Source organism: Pseudomonas sp. BNK-45 (assembly GCF_047456255.1).
Classification (GTDB): domain Bacteria; phylum Pseudomonadota; class Gammaproteobacteria; order Pseudomonadales; family Pseudomonadaceae; genus Aquipseudomonas.
Window position 1 is genome coordinate 6,371,577 of record NZ_CP179909.1, and the last position, 18,033, is coordinate 6,389,609.

Below are 18,033 nucleotides of genomic sequence, written 5' to 3' on the forward strand. Positions count from 1 at the left end.
CGCACCGCCCCCGTAGGAGCGGGCTTGCCCGCGAAGGCGTCGGTGCATGCAGCGCCTGCCTCAAGGGCCTCTTTGAACTGGTCAAGTAATCCTGGACACCGATTAAGGTTCTACGCCGCCAGTTTCTCCATCGCCACCGGCGACCAATAGTCGTTATAACTGTGAGGCCTGATGGTGTTGTAGCGCATGACGTAGCGCTGTACATCCGTTCGGGCCTCATGCTCCGAGTTGTAGCCTGTTTCAGGTACCCACTCCGACTTCAAACTGCCAAAGAAACGTTCCATCGGAGCGTTGTCCCAGCATTCACCTTTACGACTCATACTTTGCCGGTGCCCATGTTCCAGCAGCTCATTCCTGAACTTATGGCTGGTGTACTGGCAACCTTGATCGGAGTGAAACAACACATCTTTGGGACGCCCCCGTAGCTCGACGGCCATCCGCAAGGCTTCACAGGTCAGCGAGGCATCAGAGATCATCGAAAACGACCAGCCCACGATCCTGCGGGCGAACAAGTCCAGAACTGCGGCAAAATACAGCCAGCGCTTGCCGACCTTGATGTACGTGACGTCGCCGCACCACACCTGATTCATCGCCGTAACCTCAAACTGACGCTTGAGCACGTGGGGCGCCACCAGCGCTTCCACGCCGGAGGACTTGTACTTGTGGCGTCGACGCTGACGACTGGCGATACCGGCTTCTCGCATCAGGCTGCGAGCCATGTACCGTCCGACACTATGCCAATTGGCTTGCAGCACCTTGGCCAGGGTGCGCGAGCCGGCAGATGCCCTGGAAGCCTTATGGTGCTTGACCAGCAAGGCTTTGAGTTTCTCTCGTTCGGGCCGAGCTCGGCCTTGGCGCTCGCGCCATGCGTAAAAGCTGCTGCGGCTAATTCCCAGCACGCGGCAGCACTTGTTCACGCCGTATTGCTCACCCAGCTCATCGATCAGCGAGAGTGATCTTTGGCGTCCAACAGCAGGAGAGCACTGGCCTTTTTTAGGATTTCGATATCCCGATCTTTTTGCCTGAGCAAGGCTTTGAGTTTTTGGATTTCTCGCTGATCGGCGGTAATCGCTTTGGCCCCGACCGGAGTTGATCCCTGGCGCTCTTGACGAACTTGTTCAACCCAGCGACGCAGCGCCGTAGGACCAACACTCAAACTGGCGCAAACCTCGGGAACCGATAGTCCCTCGTCCAACACCATGCTGGCTGCCTTGAGCTTGAATTCACCCGAATAAGAATTACGCATATCCAAACACCTCAGATTTGGGCGCCATCATAGCGCCCGATTGGGGTGTCCAAAATTATTAGGCCAGTTCACTTCGCCGGCAAGCCGGCTCCTACGGACCGCACCGCCCCCGTAGGAGCGGGCTTGCCCGCGAAGGCGTCGGTGCATACAGCGCCTGCCTCAAGGGCCTCTTCGCCGGCAAGCCGGCTCCTACAGATCGCACCGCCCCCGTAGGAGCGGGCTTGCCCGCGAAGGCGTCGGTGCATACAGCGCCTGCCTCAAGGGCTTCTTCGCCGGCAAGCCGGCTCCTACAGACCGCACCGCCTCCGTAGGAGCGGGCTTGCCCGCGAAGGCGGCCAGCAGTCAGACACAAAAAAACCGGCCCACACGGGCCGGTTTTTTTACATCGGCACAACCTTAATCGCGCAAGTCCGACTCATGAATCGGCTGGTCCCTGTGGGTGGCCCGCTGGTACTGCGCCGGCCAGATCGCCTTGCGCCCGCCCAGGTCGTCATCGGCATGCAGCGGCCAGTACGGGTCGCGCAACAGCTCCCGGGCCAGGAAGATGATGTCCGCCTGGCAGGTGCGCAGAATGTGCTCGGCCTGAGCCGGTTCGGTGATCAAGCCTACGGTGCCGGTGGCGATCCCCGACTCCTTGCGCACCCGCTCGGCAAAGCGCGTCTGATAGCCCGGCCCGGTGGGTATCTCGGCATTGGCCGCGGTGCCGCCGGACGACACATCGATCAAGTCCACCCCCAGGTCCTTGAGACGCCGCGCCAGCTCCACGGTTTCGTCGGGGTTCCAGCCGTCCTCCACCCAATCGGTGGCCGACACCCGCACAAACAGCGGCAACTCCTCGGGCCAGACTTTTCGTACCGCCTCGGTCACTTGCAACACCAGGCGAATGCGATTTTCAAACGAGCCGCCGTACTGGTCCTGACGCTGATTGCTCAGGGGCGAGAGGAACTGGTGCAGCAAATAGCCATGGGCGGCATGCACTTCCACCACCTTGAAGCCGGCCACCAGGGCCCGCTTGGCGGCCGCGACGAAGGCCTGGATGATCTCGCCGATCTGCCCTTCGTCCAGTTGGGTGGGCGGCGTGTGCTGTGGGTCGAAGGCAATCCGCGAGGGCCCCACCGGCACCCAGCCGCCATCCTCGGGCTTGACGCTGCCGGACTTGCCGAGCCAGGGCCGATGAGTACTGGCCTTGCGCCCGGCATGGGCCAGCTGGATGCCGGCCACGGCGCCCTGGGCGGTGATGAAACGGGTGATGCGCTGCAAGGGTTCGATCTGCGCATCGTTCCACAGGCCCAGGTCCTGGGCGGTGATCCGGCCCTCGGCGGTGACCGCCGTGGCTTCGGTGAAGATCAGCCCGGCGCCGCCGACGGCACGGCTGCCCAGGTGCACCAGATGCCAGTCATTGGCCAGCCCGTCCACCGACGAGTACTGGCACATGGGCGACACGGCGATGCGGTTGAGAAGGGTCAGTTGACGCAAGGTATAGGGTTCAAGCAGCAGACTCATGGGGCACCTCTCGATCAATGGTCAGGCTCCAGGGTTCTGTTTGAACGGTCGACGAGTGACTGCGAAGTGAAGCGCCCGCCCCCGCGGGTAGAAGAATGACAAAAGGTCACAAGGCCAATCAGACAGTGCTTAGAGACTAGTCGACAACACTGCCGTCGGCTGGGTTCCTGACACGGCACCGGGCAAAAAACCTGTTGCACTGGCCGCTGCCAGCGGCAGCGGCCAGGCCAATGTCAGCTAAGTGGGGCGCGGCGATTGCCATCGAGCAAGGCTTCCACCACGCCGCGGGCCATCTCCACCGAATGCACCAGCGACCAGATCAGGCCGCGCTCCACGCCGCTGGCGTGCTCGGTGATTTCATCGGACACCTCCTCGGCGGCCTTGAGCAGCATGGACACATGAATCAATGCTTCTTCGGCACTGATGCCGGGGCGCACAGCGAAGGGGTTATCAGGCCCTGCAGGGCCGGCCACGGTGGGTTGCAGAGTCGCGATCAACGAGCCATTTACGCAAGTGTTGGCCAGCGCATGGCGCACAGCTTCATTGGCCAGATCGTGGTCTGGATTACGACGGGAAGAAGGATGGAGAACCGGCGGATCGGGGACGATCTTTTTCATGGTGTAGCTCCTCGACGATGAAGCCTCCACACCTAACGCTGCTAGACGTTTAAACAGGGTGGCGGCTGTACGCGGGCTAGCAGACCGGGTCGAGGAACCGGTGCGCCCGAAAGCGCCCCCACGCACAGCCGCCATAACAACACACTGCAAATCTGCATGGCAGTGCTGATGGCATCGCTTGCGTTCGACCCGGGCTGCTATTCCCGATCACTGATAAGCAGTGATGAACCGAGACTAGTCAGCTGAGTAGATCGCCACAAGCGCCCGGGAGTGTCTCGGAAACCCCTTACAAAAGAAAGAGACATACCGCCATCCCGCTTTCCAAAAGTCTGGCGAAACCACCCTCGTCGCCCTTAACGCGGTTCGATATGGGCAATCATCAACTGCACGGTTTCCTGGCCACGGAACTCGTTGAGGTCGAGCTTGTAGGCCAGTTCCACCCAGCGGATGGTCGGGTTGGGCCAGACTTCGCGGTCGATGCCGAAGGCGATGCCGTCCAGCTTCAGCGAGCCGCATTCGCTACGCAGCACCACTTTCAGGTGGCGTTCGCCGACGATGCGCTGCTCCACCAGTTCGAACACGCCATGGAACATCGGCTCGGGGAAGTGCTGGCCCCAGGGCCCGGCATGGCGCAGGGCGCGGGCCAGTTCCAGGTGGAACTCTTCCACCGCCAGGGTGCCGTCCGACAGCAGGCGCCCGGTGAGGTCTTCTTCACGCAGCTGGCGCCGCACTTCTGCGTCGAAGGCCTCGGCAAAGGCCGGGAAGTTCTGCTCCGGCAGCGACAGCCCGGCGGCCATGGCGTGGCCACCGAACTTGCTGATCAGTTGCGGATGGCGCGCGGCCACGGCGTCCAGGGCGTCGCGGATATGAAAGCCCGGCACCGAACGCGCCGAGCCCTTGAGCATGCCGTCGCCGGCATCGGCAAAGGCGATGGTCGGGCGGTGGTAACGCTCTTTCAGGCGCGAAGCGAGAATCCCGATCACCCCCTGGTGCCAGTCGGCATCGAACAGGCACAGGCCGAACGGCATGGACTCCACCGGCAGTTCCTTGAGCTGGGCCAGGGCCTCGCGCTGCATGCCCTGCTCGATGGATTTGCGGTCCTGGTTCAGCTCGTCGAGCTGGGCGGCCATGGCCCGGGCCGCCGAGACGTCGTCGCTGAGCAGGCACTCGATGCCCAGGCTCATGTCGTCCAGGCGCCCGGCGGCGTTGAGCCGCGGGCCGAGAATAAAGCCCAGGTCGGTGGAGGTGATGCGCGAGTGATCGCGCTTGGCCACTTCGAGAATCGCCTTGAGCCCCGGCCGCGCGCGACCGGCGCGAATCCGCTCCAGGCCCTGGTGCACCAGGATGCGGTTGTTGGCGTCCAGGGGCACCACGTCCGCCACGCTGCCCAGGGCCACCAGGTCCAGCAGCTCGCCGATGTTCGGCTGCGGCCGGGTTTCATAGCGTCCCATGCTGCGCAGGCGCGCGCGCAGGGCCATCAGCACATAGAAGATCACCCCGACCCCGGCCAGGGCCTTGCTGGGGAATTCGCAGCCCGGCTGGTTGGGGTTGACGATGGCATCCGCCGCCGGCAGTTCATGGCCGGGCAAGTGGTGGTCGGTGACCAGCACTTGCAAGCCTGCGGCCTTGGCTGCGGCCACGCCTTCGACGCTGGAGATGCCGTTGTCCACGGTAATCAGCAATTGCGGCTCGCGCTGCAGGGCCACGGCGACGATTTCCGGGGTCAGGCCGTAGCCGTATTCAAAGCGGTTGGGCACCAGGTAATCGACATGGGCCGCGCCCAGCAGGCGCAGGCCCAGCACGCCCACGGTGCTGGCGGTGGCGCCGTCGGCGTCGAAGTCGCCGACGATAAGGATGCGCTGGCGCTGGTCCAGAGCGGTCACCAGCAGGTCCACCGCGGCGTCGATGCCCTTGAGTTGCTGATACGGGATCAGCCGCGCCAGGCTCTTGTCTAGCTCCTCCACCGACTGCACGCCCCGGGCGGCATAAAGGCGGGTCAGCAGCGGCGGCAGGTCGCCGAGAAAGGGCAGGACGGCGGGCAACTCACGGGGTTCGATACGCATGGGCTAACAGCAACTTCTCTTGGGGGACGGTGGGTCGTTCAGGAGCGGCGCGGGCAATCAGCCGCGCTCGCCCAGCAGCCATTCCAGCTGCACTTCATGCTGGCCGCGATCGTCGGTGACGAAGATCGTGCCTTCGCTGATCATCACGTCCCACTTGATGACCCGCGGCATGTCCTTGGCCAGGGTCTCAAGGACCTCCTGGGGCACGCCGGCGATGTTGAGGTTCTTCAGGTTCTTCACCGCGTCCACCACCCGGGTCTGCCAGACCCGCAGGCTGCCGTAGGCCAGAAGGCTGGTGCGCTCGGTACGGCGCGAGCACCAGGTCAGGCGATCGGCGTCCGGCTGGCCGACTTCGATCCAGTGCAGCACGCGGTCGTCCAGGCTCTTTTCCCACAGGGCCGGCTCATCCACTTCCGACAGACCACGACCAAACGACAGCTGCTCGTTGTACCAGAAGGCGTAGGCCAGCAGGCGCACGGTCATGCGTTCCTCGGTTTCCGAAGGGTGACGGGCGATGGTCTGCTTGACGCTTTCGTAGACCCCGCGGTCGAGGTCGGTCAGGTTCAGTTCGAATTTGTAGGTGGTGGACGGCTGGGCCATGTGCGGGCTTCTTGAGTGTGCGAAAAGGCGGCAAGTCTAACCCGAAACCTGCCGCCCTGCCCGACCGCTGACCGGCCGGAGGCCCTTGCGCTGAAATCCGCAGAAATGCATTGCCTCGGTAAAGTTGGTTGCCAGCCTGCCACCAGGGTTTTATAACCCCCGCGCGAATCGGCCGGCGCGCACCGCGCCAACGCCGCAGTTCAATAGAAAAGGACGTCCATGACTCTCTTTGTCACCCTGCTTGTCATCGTGCTGCTGTTCATCGCGCTGATTTTGTATGCCCGCCAAAAAACCGCCGATCGCAACGAGAGCCTGGAGCTGACCGGCAACCTCACCGCCCAGATCAACCAGACCCTGCTGCTGAGCAAGGCCGAACCGCTGCTGGCGCTGAAACTGGCAGAGCAACTGCCCGGCGAAGCCCGGGAACTGGCCTCGCAGCTGGTGGCCAGCGAGCTCTACCTGGCGGGCCACAAGGCCCAGGCCCGGGAGCTGTACCAGCAATTGCCGCCCCACGCCCGGGACTACGTACTCAATACCCTGATCGAAACGCTGCTCGACACCGACGATAGCCAAGCCTGCCTGGAACTCCTGGAGAACTGGGGGGAATCCCTGCCCAGCTGGCCGCTGCTGCAAGTGCGTATCCTCCAGGCCCGTGGCGAACAGGAGCGGGCCCTGGCCGTGCTCGGCGAACTGAGCGACCCGCGCCAAGCGGCCGCCCATGAGCGCCAGAGCATCGGCAACCTGCTGACCCTGGCGCGCCTGCAGCATCAGGCCGGGATGCAGGACGCGGCGCAGGTCAGCGTCGAGCAGGCATGGTCGGTGTTCGAGGGGCCCGAGGAGGGCCATCGCCAGTCGATTCTGCGCCAACTGTTCGAGGCCAGCGCGACCCTGGGCCAGTTCGACTCGATCCTCACCCGCGCCGCGTCGCTACCGGCCGAAGAGCAGGCCCAGGCGGTCGCCGCCCTGATCAAGGCCGGTCAACTGGACTCTGCCCTCAGCCTGCTGGCCCCCATCAGCGACGATCTCTACTCCACCACGCACAGCGAACTGATGGACCTGGCCCTGGCCCTGCCGCCCATCGACAACGCCCTGCGCCTGTTGGAGAAGGCCCCCGACCTGCATCGCTACAGCCTGCTGCTGAGCCTGCTGAACCACATGGCGACACAAGGCCAGACCGCAGAAGCCGAAGCACTGCTGCCGACGCTGGAAACTGAGCCGAGCCAGCATCCGGGGCTGATGCTCAGTCTCTGTGAACAGCACCACGCCACGCAGCCGCAATGGGCCGAGGCACTGCTGGCCAAGGCGCTGCAACAGATCGACGGTTACAAGCATGACCATGAGTTCTGGAGCGGCATGCGCATCCAGGCGCTGCGAACCCAACTCCAGCTGCAAAGCCGACTGCCGGCCCATCGTCGGGACAGCTGGCTGGTACGCAGCAGCCTTGAGGAACTGCACAGGCTGCATCAGCAGGAGGAAGGCGAACAGCAATTGCTGTGCATTCGCGAGCAGACCAAGCTGCTGCACAACCTGGGGCAGACGGCCCAGGCCAGGACCCTGCTGGAGCAGGCCCTGGCGTTGCTGGACAGCGACAGCCTGCCGGAGGTCGATGAGATGGACAAAACCTTCTACCTGGAGGACATCGCCAGCGCCTACCTGAGCATCGACGAAGCACAGCAGGCCCAGGCCCTGCAGGATCGATTGCACAGCCTGGAGGCCGGCAGTCGCGACCTGGAAGAGGACCTGCTGCTCAATCACATCGAGCACCAGCGCTACGCCCAGGCCATCGAGGCCCTGAACCTGAGCGTCCTGCTCAGCGACAAGAAACCTCTGTCACGCCTGTATCAGGCCCTGGAAGAGCTGCACCAGCGCGCCCCCGAGCGCGCCGCCGAACTTCAGCAACAGCTGATGGAGCGGTTCAGCAGCGGGCAGGCCTGGCGCGCCTCTCAGGCGAACTGACCCAGCGGCCTTTGGCGCCCCCCAACGGGGCGCTGTTGGCGTCCAAGGGCTTGACCATCGGCTCCAGCCGTTTCAATGCCGGCAGCAGATTGCCGCGGTCCGCCAGGCTCAGTTCTCGCCCCCAAGGAAAACCGAATCATGGAAGTGTTTCTCATCCTGCTGCTCATCACCGGCGTGATCTCGCTGCTGGTGGTCTACGCCCACAAGGGCAGCAGCAATGACCAGGGCAGCAGCCTGGGCATCAACCTGGACGAGGAGGCGCAGATCTATCGCGCGGCGTACCTGAGCGCCGTCGAACCGCAGGTGGCCCTGCAACTGGCCCAGCGCCTGACGGGCAAAGCCCGGCAACAGGGGCTGCTGCCGATGCCCGCCGCGCTGTACCGGCAAGGCAACCAGGCCCAGGCCCTGGAGATCCTGGCCGAGCTCGATGAAACCTACCAGCCCATGGCGCTGTACCGACTGCTCGAAACCCTGCTCGACAAGGACGGCCCGCAGGCGGTGCTGAGCCTGTTGGAGCGCCTGCATCAGCCCCTGCCGTCAGCGCCCCTGCTGCGCATCCCGCTGTTGGTGGCCCGCGGTGAGCTTGAGCAGGCCCGCGCCTTGCTGGTGACCTTCGGTGTCGAGCAGTTGAACCAGGGCTGTGCCAGTGAGCACCGAAAGTTGGCAACCCTGCAACGCAGTGTGGGCCTGGCCGAGCAAGCCGCCATCAGCATCGGCCTGGCCTGGCAACTGCTGCTCAAACAGCCGGCAGACGAACTGGACCCGTATGAAGTGGAACAGACCCTGCGCGAGTACCGTGCCCAGGGGCAGGACGTGCAGTTCCCGACCATGGCCGCGCAATTGCCCGCGTCGGCCCAGATCATCGTCGTGGTCTTGCTGATACAAGCCGGGGAATTCGACGCCGGGTTCAAACTGCTGGCGCAGAACCCCGAGCCCGAGGACTACTGCGGCTACCCACCGCTGCTCAAGCTGATCCTGGACGCCAGCCGTCCGGATCTGGCGGCATCGCTGATCGCCCAGGTGCCGGTGAGACACGCCAGCGAGATGCTGCTGAGCCTGTTGCACTGGCATGTCGCGCGCCATGAGCTGGCCGAGGCCGAGGCGGCCTTGCAGGCCTGCGCAGTCGCGCCCTCGCAGCGTCTGTGGTGCCTGCTCTCTCTGTGGCGCACCTATTTCGAGGAACACCCGCATTGGTGCGCCCACCTGCTGGAGCAGGCCCTGCTGACACTGGAGACCTGGCGTGGCGCTGAGCAATGGCCGTGGCATCGCCTGCTGATCGTGGAAACCCAGTTGTGGGTGCAGGCTGCCCTGGCGCCCGAGCGGCGGGATAGCGAACTGATCCGCAACGGTCTTGAGGAAATGGCGCTCCTCAACACCCAGCTCGAATACACCGATCGCCCGGTGAAACAGACAGCACAGGCCAAATTACTGCACGACCTGGAACAGACCCGGCCAGCCATCGAACTGCTGGACCAGACCGTGCAAGCGCTCGACGACGAAGCTCAGAATGCGGCGATGGACCCAGCGGAAAAAAACTACCACCTGGCACAGCTGGCATTGGTCTACCTCTACATCGACGAGCAGGCAAAGGCCGCCGAGCTCAAGAGCCGCCTGGAACAGCACGTTTCCTATACCAGCCAGTTGAGCCACGCCACGCTGCTGAACCATATCCGTCAGCAACGTTTCGAAGAAGCCATTGCCGGCCTGGAACTGGGCAGCCTGTTTAACAGCGAAAACCCGCTGCAGCAGTTGCACCTAGCCCTGGAAACCCTGAGCCAGAGCGCCCCGGAACAGGCCTATAGGTTGCGCCAGAAACTCCTCGACAGGCTGGCCGACGACAGCCTCTGGAGTCAGCCGAGCGCTGCCTGAGGCCGGGTGCTGACCCGCCGCTACACGCCTTAACGCGGCGCGTAGCGGGCCCAGAGTTCGTTGAACTCCTTGAGGTAACTGGCCACCAGTTGCGGGTGGTCGATCACCAGCAGGTTTTCCTCATTGCCGGTGGTGGCGCTGCGGGTCCAGTTGAAGCTGCCATTGAGCAGGGTTCGACCATCGAACACGGCGAACTTGTGATGCATGTGGAACGGCGTGTCGTCGATCCGCACCGGAACCCCGGCCTCGCGCAGCGCGGCGATATCGCTGCCGACATCGAATTGCTTTTCACTGTCGCTGATCACCCGCACGGCCACGCCGCGCTGGTGGCAGGCGCGGATTTCGTCGCTCAGTTGATCGTCGGAAATGGTGAACACGCAGATATCCACCGAGACTCGCGCCTGGCGGCACAGGTCGCGGATCTTGCGCCGGCAGTCTTCACCGGGGCTGAAGTGGGCGCTGGCCATGTCGCGCACCGGGGCGCTGTGGGTGTCCAGGGTCTTGATCACCTGCTCCAGCCATTTCAGCGCCGGCAGCACATTGGCGCTGTCCGCCAGCGCCAGCTCGCGCACCAGGTCAAAGGCCCGGTTGCGCAGGTAGCGCACCTGGTCGCTGCCCAGTTCGCTGCCCAGTTGGCGCAGTTCGTCCCGTTCTTCGTTGCTCAGTTTCAGGTCCAGCAGGCTGTCGCGCAGTTGCCGGTCCAGGTGGGCAAAATCCATGTCGTGATCCTTGGCTGTTCGCCGGCAAGCCGGCTCCTACTATTGGGGGTCCTTGAGGGTCGGCACATCACCGTGGCTGAGCATGCGGCTCAATTCGTCCACCCGCGTGGCGATGTCGCCAATGCGCTGGTGGCTGTGCAGGTCGACGTCGATCTTCTTGTGCATGACCTTGAGCAGCGGCAGGAAACTCTGCTCCAGGTGCTCGGAGAGGTTTTCCAGCACTTCACGCATGCCCTGCTGTTCCGCCGGCCGGGCCAGGCCGCGCACGCCTTCCACCAGATCGTTGAGCTGGGCCACCACCCGGGTGCCGACATCGCTGTCGCTGCCGCCCATGGAGCGGTTGCGCACGAAGTCGCGCTTGATCTGGGCCCAGCGTTCGCTCTGCTCCGGGGTCTGGTTGCCCCGCAGCTCGGCGAGCTTGAGCAGGTTTTCCTCGGCGCCGGTGGTCAGCAGCTGGGATTCACCCTGGTAGTGGTCGGCCAAGAGTTGCAGGAGCTCGGCGTCGTTCATCACCGCCGAGATCTTCTCCGCCATCTTGTTCATGTTGCGGTAGCTGCCCTGCAGCTTGAACGGCGGCTCGCTGCGGTACTGGTCGGCCTGGGCGGCGCTGGCGATGTACTGCTGGTTGACCCGCAGCACCACGTCGCGCACCTGCATCAGGCGTTGCAGGGTGGTGGTGATTTCGTTGATCTCGGCGCCGCTGTAACTGTGGCTCAGTTCGTTGCTGGAGAAGGCCTTGCCTTCGGCCTTGGCGACGAAGCGGTAGACGTCCGCCATGTCGCGGGTGGCCAGGGGCGCCAGCACCGGGTTGGAGGTCAGGCCGTTCTCGATGTAGCTCAGGGCGAAGGCTTCCTGCATGCCGCCCAGGGTGTCGCCGAGGTTATAGATGTCGGCCCGGTTGGCCAGCATGTCGGGGATCTTGAACACCTCGCCGGACTCGGTATACGGGTTGCCCGACATCACCACGCAGAACTTCTTGCCGCGCATGTCGTAGGTCTTGGTGCGGCCTTTCCACACGCCTTCGATGCGCCGGGTGCCGTCGCACAGCGAGATGAATTTCTGCAGGAACTCGGGGTGGGTGTGCTGGATGTCGTCGACATAGAGCATCACGTTGTTGCCCATCTCCAGGGCCAGGTTGAGCTTCTCCAGCTCCTGGCGCGAAGTAGCGTCCGGCGCCTGGGCCGGATCCAGGGAGCGCACCTGGTGCCCCAGGGCCGGGCCGTTGATCTTCATGAAGATCAGGCCCAAGCGGTGCGCCACGTATTCCATCAGGGTGGTCTTGCCGTAGCCCGGTGGCGAAATCAGCATCAACAGGCCCATCAGGTCGGTGCGCTTGTTCTCGCCCACGGTGCCCATCTGCTTGGCCAGGTTGTCGCCGATAAAGCCCAGGTACACATCGTTGATCAGCTTGTTACGCACGAACGAGCTCAGCGGCCGCGGCTTGAATTCGCTCAGGCGCAGGGCCGAGCGTTCGCGGCTGATGATGCCCTGGCGCAGCGCCTGGTAGCGCTGCAGGCCGGGCAGGAACTGTTCGCGGTGGGCCCGCAGGCGGGCAAAGAAACCGTCCACGGTGAGGGACAGGCTGCGCTCCTGGATGCGCGGGTGTTCGCCCATCAGGTTGCCGACGCTGAACCGCAGGTCGACTTCGGTGATGCGCTTGGCAAAGTCGTCCCGCAACAGCGACAGGGCCACGGCCTCGGGCACGTAGTCGCTCCACTCGGCGAACTCGCCCTCGGCACACAGCGCCGACAGCCAGTTGCCGGCCAGCGCCCACTGCGCGGCGGGCCGCTCGGCCAGTTGGGCCAGGGCCTGCTGGTAGTCGTCCCACATGCGCGCGCCTTGCAGGCGCAGGGTCAGGGCTTCCTGCAACTGCCTGGCGTACTTGCTGAAGGTGAACTCGATGCGTTCTGCAGCCAGTTCCTGCACCAGGTACTCGGCGGCTTCCGGCAACAGCTCCGCCGGCAGGCTGAAGGCCTGCTGCTGACGCCAGTCCTGCAGCGCCAGGAAGATTTCGTCCTGCAACTGCAACAAGCCTTCACGACGACCGAACAGTTGCTGGATATGCCGGCTGGTGCGGGCCCGCTCGGCCCATTGCTGCGGTTGCGGCTGGTGCTGCTGGCGGTCCCAGAACAACGCGGCAAAAGCCCGCGCCGCCGCGCCGAAGCGCAGCAGGCCGGCACTGTCGCGCAGGGGCAGCAGTTGCAGGAGGATCGCCGCGGCATCGTGATCGTGAATGCCCTTCTCGTAGCCTTCCTTGTAGCGCGGCGCGGCGAAGTCGCGGATCACCCGCGCCAGTTCCTCAGGGTGCGCCAGCAAGGGTTTCAGGCTTTCCAGGCTCAGGCCTTCCTGGCCGCGGTCGGCGGCATCCAGCACTTGCCCGGCCAGGTACTCGGCGCGGTACAGCTGGGCCGACTCCGACTCCAGGGCCACCTGCCAGAAGTCCCGCAGGGCTTCCAGCTCGGGGTCGCGCAACGGTTCGAGGAAATCCGTGCCGGTCAGGTGCAGGTGCAGTTCGTCGCCCCGGGGCATCAGGGTCAGGTCCAGCTCCTGGGTGTTGACGCTGAAGCGGTGGCGCGGCCCCAGCTTGATGACATTGCCGCCCTCTTCGAACAGCTCGGTCTTGTCGCGCAGGGCACGTACGGCCTGATCCCGGGCGCCCTTGAGGCGCGACTCGACATCGTCGGCCTTGACGCTGTCCTTGAGCTCGCGCAGGCGCTCGGCCAGCTCCCGCAGCTTGAGGATCAGCGGGTCGGCGGCAAAGAACGCGTTGAGTTCCTCGGCCTGGGTGAACTTGGCGGTGCGCCGGCCGAGGCTGTCGAGAATCCGCCGCGCCGCGTCCAGCAGGCCCTGGGCCTTGCGCTGGCGCTCGTCGAGCAGCGATTGCTTGTGGGCCTCGAAGGTTTCCAGCAGTTCCTCACGCTTGCCGAGGATGTCGCCGAGGAACTGTTCGTGATCGCCGAAGCGACTCTCCAGCTCTTCGAGCTGCACCAGCAGCCGCGACAGTTGCTCGTCGCAACGCTCGGGGTCCTGGGCCTGGGCCAGGGCGTTGGTGATGCCCTGGCTGAAGAGTTTGAACTGCGCGCCGAACTGCGCCACGGTCTCGGTCGAGCCCAGGCCCTTGCGCCGTTGCTCGGCGCGGGCCTTGGCCTGGTTCAGGCGGGCGTAGATCTGCGAGATCGATTCGATGATCCGGGTGCGCTGGGTGGCGTCGTCGATCTGCAACGAGGCCATCAGGCTCGACAGCATGTCCAGGTCGCCGGCCATGGCTTGCAGGGCGCCCAGGGGCTCGTTGAGCTGGGCCACGGTTTCGGCTTTCTGCGCCTGGGCGTCGAGGGTTTCCAACTGGGTGACGAAGGGCAGCAGGGCCTGGTCGCTGGCGAGGAAGGTCGCGGTGCCAGCGGCGGTGCGCTCCTGGGCCTTGAGCAGCTCGGCTTCCATGGCGTCGATGCGCGCCACGTCGATGTAGCGGTAGTCGCGAATGGTCAGCAGCAGGCCGCGCTGGGCAGTGATGCCGTTGAGCGCATCGACGAAGCTCTGCACCTGGTCCCAGCTGTCCACCAGCAGGCTGTCGAGCAGGGCTTTCTGCTTGGCCTCGGCGGCCACCATGGCCTGGTCCGACTGGCGGCGGATGCTTTCGACTTTCTCGTATTCATCCAGCACCAGCTCCGAGGTCGAGGCCACCTCGCGCAGCAATGGGGCCAGGCCTTCGAGCTCGGCGCTACCCAGCCAGTGGTACACATCGAACAGGCGCCGGGTGTTCTGGCACAGCAGCGAATAGCGCTGCACCGACACCGCCGGGGTGTCGATCTCGCGGCACAGGTCGTAGAGATCGGAAACGCTGCGCACCAGCTCGGCATTGCCGATGCGCCCGAGGAAACCGCTGCGGGTCGGTTGCCGCGCGGCGTATTCCTCGGTGAAGAACGGGGTCTGCCAGACCTGCATCGGGTGGACCCGGGTCGGCTCGTCGCCTTCGGCGGCGAAGATCACCATGCGCCCGTCTTCCAGGCGCGCGTAACCGTGGCCGAACAGCGGGTTCTGCAACTGGCGGTTGATCATGTTGTAGGTCAGCAGCACCGAGCGGCCCTGCTCCGGGTGGTAGAAGATGTACTGCACATCTTCACCGTTGGGCGAGCGCACCGAGCGCTTGAAGCGCATGCCGTCCATGGACTGTTCGAAGGTCTTGTACTCGCCGCTCTGCAGGTAATAGCCACCGGGGAAGATGATCCCGTGGTCTTCCGGCAGTTGCACGCAGGCCAGGCCGATGGCGTCGATGCGCTCCACCTGGCGAGTCAGGCTGTTGAACACCAGGTAGCGCCACTGCTCTTCGCGGTACGGCAGGACCTTGAGCAGGATCAGGCTGCCCAGGCGGGCGAACTCGATCTGCGAGTCGTCCAGGGACTGGGTCTTGTCCAGCACCTCTTCACGGTAGATACCCAGGCCCGATTCGGTGTTGTTCTCGACCTTGATGGTCAGGTCGCCGCCGATGGTTTCGACGAACACCGTGTCGAGGATGTTCAGGTGCGGGAAGCGGCCTTCGACCACCATCTCGCGGGTGGCTTTCTTCCATTCGAAGTCGAAGGGCGCTGGCAGGGCGATATCCCGTTCGCCACGGTTGTCGATGTAACGGACTTCGCGCCCGTCCACCGAGATCGACCAGCGGAACACCCGCACATCGGTGACGCGCTCGCCGATCTGGAAACTCGCCAGCAGCTTGCCGTCACGGATCGCCAGTTGCAGCAGGCGGGTGTTCTTGTAATAGGTGTAGAGCTCGTTGAAATCGTTGAGGAAGCCCTGGGCCGCCAGGAAGCTGCCTTCCAGGGGCACCGGCTCGGCTTCGTAGCCTTCGCCCTCCTCCACCAGCCGGTAAAGGGAAAACACGTCGGCGACGCTGGTTTCCTTCTTCAGGCCGATGAACACGTTGTAGCCGAACAACAGGCAGTCGCCGACCTGGACGATGTCCCGGGCGATGCAGTTGTTCTCGGTGCGGATGCGCACCCGCCCGACCACTTCCATGCGGCTGTTGCCGAACTCGTCGAGACGCCTCTGGTTGAGGTCGTCGGTGGTGGCCCGCAGGCGCTGGCCCTGCTCCAGCAGGCGCTTGTGCAGCACCTCATAGGCGCCGCCTTCGGCGACGGCCTTATCCAATACGTCCTGCGGGGGAGTTGCGACTTGAGCGTCCGACATCGTGGCCTTCCTGGATCTACGGCGGTGTGCAAAAAAGCGGGCTCCTCAAACCTGGAGCCCGGTGCCCGACACAAGGCCGGTAGCCGCTGCCGCGGGCTGCGTGCGTGCTTGAGGGCCCGAAAGCCCTCAAGGGCTGCGCCTCCTACGGAGTCGGTCGCAGCCTTCGGCAGCGGCTACAGGTGTGTCAGGTGTGGGTCAGGCTTCGGCAGACGGCGCGTCGGCCTTGCGCGAGACGGCAGCGGCGGCCAGTTCGGCGGCAACCGCCGGGGCGCCCTTGCCATTGAGCAGGCGTGCCAGGACGTCCTGGACCACCGGGCTCTTGCCCACCACGCCCTCGATGGCCTTGCCCACCGACAGCGACTTGGCGAAGGAGTTGAAGAAGTCGCCTTCGCCGCCGACGATCTCGATCTTGGCCTTGCTGAGGGCCGCCGACAGCACTTCGGCCTGGTCCTTGGCGATCTCCTTGTTGGCGGCGATGGCGGCCATCGCTTCCTCGAAGTTCTTCTCCAGTTGCATGCGGAACTCTTCGTGGGACCGCGCGCTGTCGCTGAGGGAATCCAGGGCACCGAACTTCTTGCCCAGGCCTTCGGCTTCGGCGTTCAGGCGCTGCAGCAGCACTTCGGCTTCGGCCGAACCCAGGTCCTTGGTGGCCTTGGCCTTGGCCGCGCCCAGTTGCTCTTCGCCACGGGCCTGAGCCCCGAGTTTCTCTTCCATGACCTTGGCTTCGGCCAGGCCGTCCTTCTCCTTGGCCGCCGCCTGGGCTTCCATGATGCGGGCGTCGGCCAGGCCTTTTTCCTGCTCGCCACGGGCTTCGGCAATCAGTTGCTCGGTGCGGACGCGGGCTTGCGCCAGGCCTTCTTTTTCCTGGGCCGCTGCAGTGATTTCCAGCACGCGGGCATCGGCCAGGCCAGGCGCGGCGCGCTCGGCTTCCAGGCCTTCGGCCAGGCGTTTCTTGGCTTCGGCCTGCTTGGCCGCGGCTTCCAGCTCGGCCTGGGCCAGGTTGTTGATTTCCACCGCCTTGTGCTTGGAGCGGGTTTCGTCGGCTTCGGCCTGTTTGACCTGGCGTACCAGATCCTGCTCGGCTTCGGCCTGGGCCTGGATCACCACCACTTGCTTGGCACGCTCGGCTTCGGAAACCTCGCGCACTTCCTTGATCCGCTCTTCTTCCTGGGCCACGGTCTTCTCCACCGCGACCCGCTCACGGATCACCGTGGCGATGTTCTTGCGCTGCTCTTCCAGGGCCTTTTCTTTCTCGATGCGCTGCAGTTCCACTTCACGCTCGCGGGCCACCACTTCCAGGTCCTTGGCGCGGGTGACTTTCTCCACTTCGATGACCACCGCGCGCTGGCGGTTCTGCTGGGCCACTTCGACTTCGCGCTGATGGTTCTCGGTGCGCACGTCGATTTCCTGCTGCGCCTGGATACGGGCCTGTTCGGCCTTCAGACGCTCTTCTTCCTTGACCTTGGCGGTCTCGGCTTCCTCGCGGGCGCGGATGGTTTCGATCTCGCGCTTCTGCCGTGCTTCGGCATCGGCCTGCTGGCGTTCCAGCGACAGCGAGGCTTCGCGGGTCTCGACGTTCTTCTTCTGGATCGCCAATTCCTGGTTGCGCTCCAGTTCGTTGGTGATGACGTTCTGCGCCGCGGTCAGCTCGGTGATCTTGCGGATACCCTCGGCGTCGAGAATGTTGCTCGGGTCCAGGGAGTGCTTGGCGGTCTGCTCCAGGTAGTCGATGGCCACGTCTTCCAGCACATAGCCGTTGAGGTCGTTGCCGATGATCTCGATGATGCGGTCGCGGAAGTCCTGGCGGTTTTCGAACAGCTGGACGAAGTCGAACTGCTTGCCCACGGTCTTCAGCGCTTCGGAGAACTTGGCGTTGAACAGCTCGTTGACCGCGGCGCGGTCGGAGGCGCGGTCGACACCGATGGCCTTGGCCACCTTGAGCACGTCTTCCTGGGTTTCATTGACCCGCAGGTAGAAGGCCACGGTGATGTCGGCGCGCATGTTGTCGCGGCAGATCAGACCATCCTTGGCCCGACGGTCGACTTCCAGGGTGATCAGCGAGATGCGCATGAACTCCTTGAGGTGGATGACCGGGTACACCAGGGCGCCGGTGAAGTGCACCTTGGGGGTCGAGGACATGTCGTTGACGATCAGCGCCGTGCCTTGGGGGACCTTGATGTAGAAGGCCTTGAACAGGGCCAGCAGGCCGAAGACCACCAGGACGACGAGGCCGATCCCGAGCAGGATGGGCAGCAGCGACGGTAAATTCATGCAAT

Annotated in this window: 11 protein-coding genes; 2 read left to right on the forward strand and 9 right to left on the reverse strand. The window is 64.4% G+C overall.

Annotated elements, in window-relative coordinates; translation table 11 throughout:
- Positions 1-110 precede the first annotated feature (110 nt).
- From ACMGG8_RS28980 to ACMGG8_RS29005, 6 genes are all read right to left on the reverse strand, one after another.
- Complete coding sequence (locus tag ACMGG8_RS28980) at positions 111-917, reverse strand: IS3 family transposase (RefSeq protein ID WP_414158851.1); 807 nt, start codon at positions 915-917, stop codon at positions 111-113.
- Positions 918-943: 26 nt separating this feature from the next.
- Positions 944-1,246, reverse strand: a complete 303-nt coding sequence (locus ACMGG8_RS28985; protein WP_414158852.1) for a transposase — start codon at positions 1,244-1,246, stop codon at positions 944-946.
- 396 nt (positions 1,247-1,642) lie between these two features.
- A complete protein-coding gene (locus ACMGG8_RS28990) occupies positions 1,643-2,749 on the reverse strand; it encodes an NADH:flavin oxidoreductase/NADH oxidase (protein ID WP_060837711.1) in 1,107 nt (368 codons plus the stop codon).
- A gap of 233 nt (positions 2,750-2,982) precedes the next feature.
- Positions 2,983-3,366 carry a hypothetical protein gene (locus tag ACMGG8_RS28995; RefSeq protein WP_414158853.1) on the reverse strand — a complete coding sequence of 128 codons (384 nt, stop codon included), beginning with the start codon at positions 3,364-3,366 and terminating at the stop codon, positions 2,983-2,985.
- Positions 3,367-3,719: 353 nt separating this feature from the next.
- Positions 3,720-5,429 carry a single-stranded-DNA-specific exonuclease RecJ gene (gene recJ / locus ACMGG8_RS29000; RefSeq protein ID WP_414158854.1) on the reverse strand — a complete coding sequence of 570 codons (1,710 nt, stop codon included), beginning with the start codon at positions 5,427-5,429 and terminating at the stop codon, positions 3,720-3,722.
- Between the two features lie 57 nt (positions 5,430-5,486).
- Entirely contained in the window at positions 5,487-6,029 is a 543-nt protein-coding gene (locus ACMGG8_RS29005) for a YaeQ family protein (protein WP_060837708.1), read from the reverse strand.
- Between the two features lie 219 nt (positions 6,030-6,248).
- Here ACMGG8_RS29005 and ACMGG8_RS29010 point away from each other — a divergent pair, with 219 nt between their 5' ends.
- Together ACMGG8_RS29010 and ACMGG8_RS29015 are read left to right on the forward strand one after the other, a co-directional pair.
- Positions 6,249-7,985, forward strand: a complete 1,737-nt coding sequence (locus ACMGG8_RS29010) for a hypothetical protein (RefSeq protein ID WP_414158855.1) — start codon at positions 6,249-6,251, stop codon at positions 7,983-7,985.
- A gap of 138 nt (positions 7,986-8,123) precedes the next feature.
- Complete coding sequence (locus ACMGG8_RS29015) at positions 8,124-9,854, forward strand: hypothetical protein (RefSeq protein WP_060842573.1); 1,731 nt, start codon at positions 8,124-8,126, stop codon at positions 9,852-9,854.
- A 29-nt stretch (positions 9,855-9,883) separates the two neighbouring features.
- Here the strand turns inward: ACMGG8_RS29015 and ACMGG8_RS29020 are convergent, their stop codons facing one another.
- The 3 genes from ACMGG8_RS29020 to ACMGG8_RS29030 form a co-directional block, all read right to left on the reverse strand.
- Positions 9,884-10,573, reverse strand: coding sequence for a phospholipase D-like domain-containing protein (locus ACMGG8_RS29020; protein ID WP_060842572.1), 690 nt, complete (start codon positions 10,571-10,573; stop codon positions 9,884-9,886).
- 39 nt (positions 10,574-10,612) lie between these two features.
- Positions 10,613-15,757 (reverse strand): DNA repair ATPase, encoded by a 5,145-nt coding sequence (locus ACMGG8_RS29025; RefSeq protein ID WP_414158856.1) that lies wholly within the window; start codon positions 15,755-15,757, stop codon positions 10,613-10,615.
- Between the two features lie 195 nt (positions 15,758-15,952).
- On the reverse strand, positions 15,953-18,028 hold the full coding sequence (locus ACMGG8_RS29030) for a flotillin family protein (protein WP_060842570.1): 2,076 nt from the start codon (positions 18,026-18,028) through the stop codon (positions 15,953-15,955).
- Positions 18,029-18,033 lie beyond the last annotated feature (5 nt).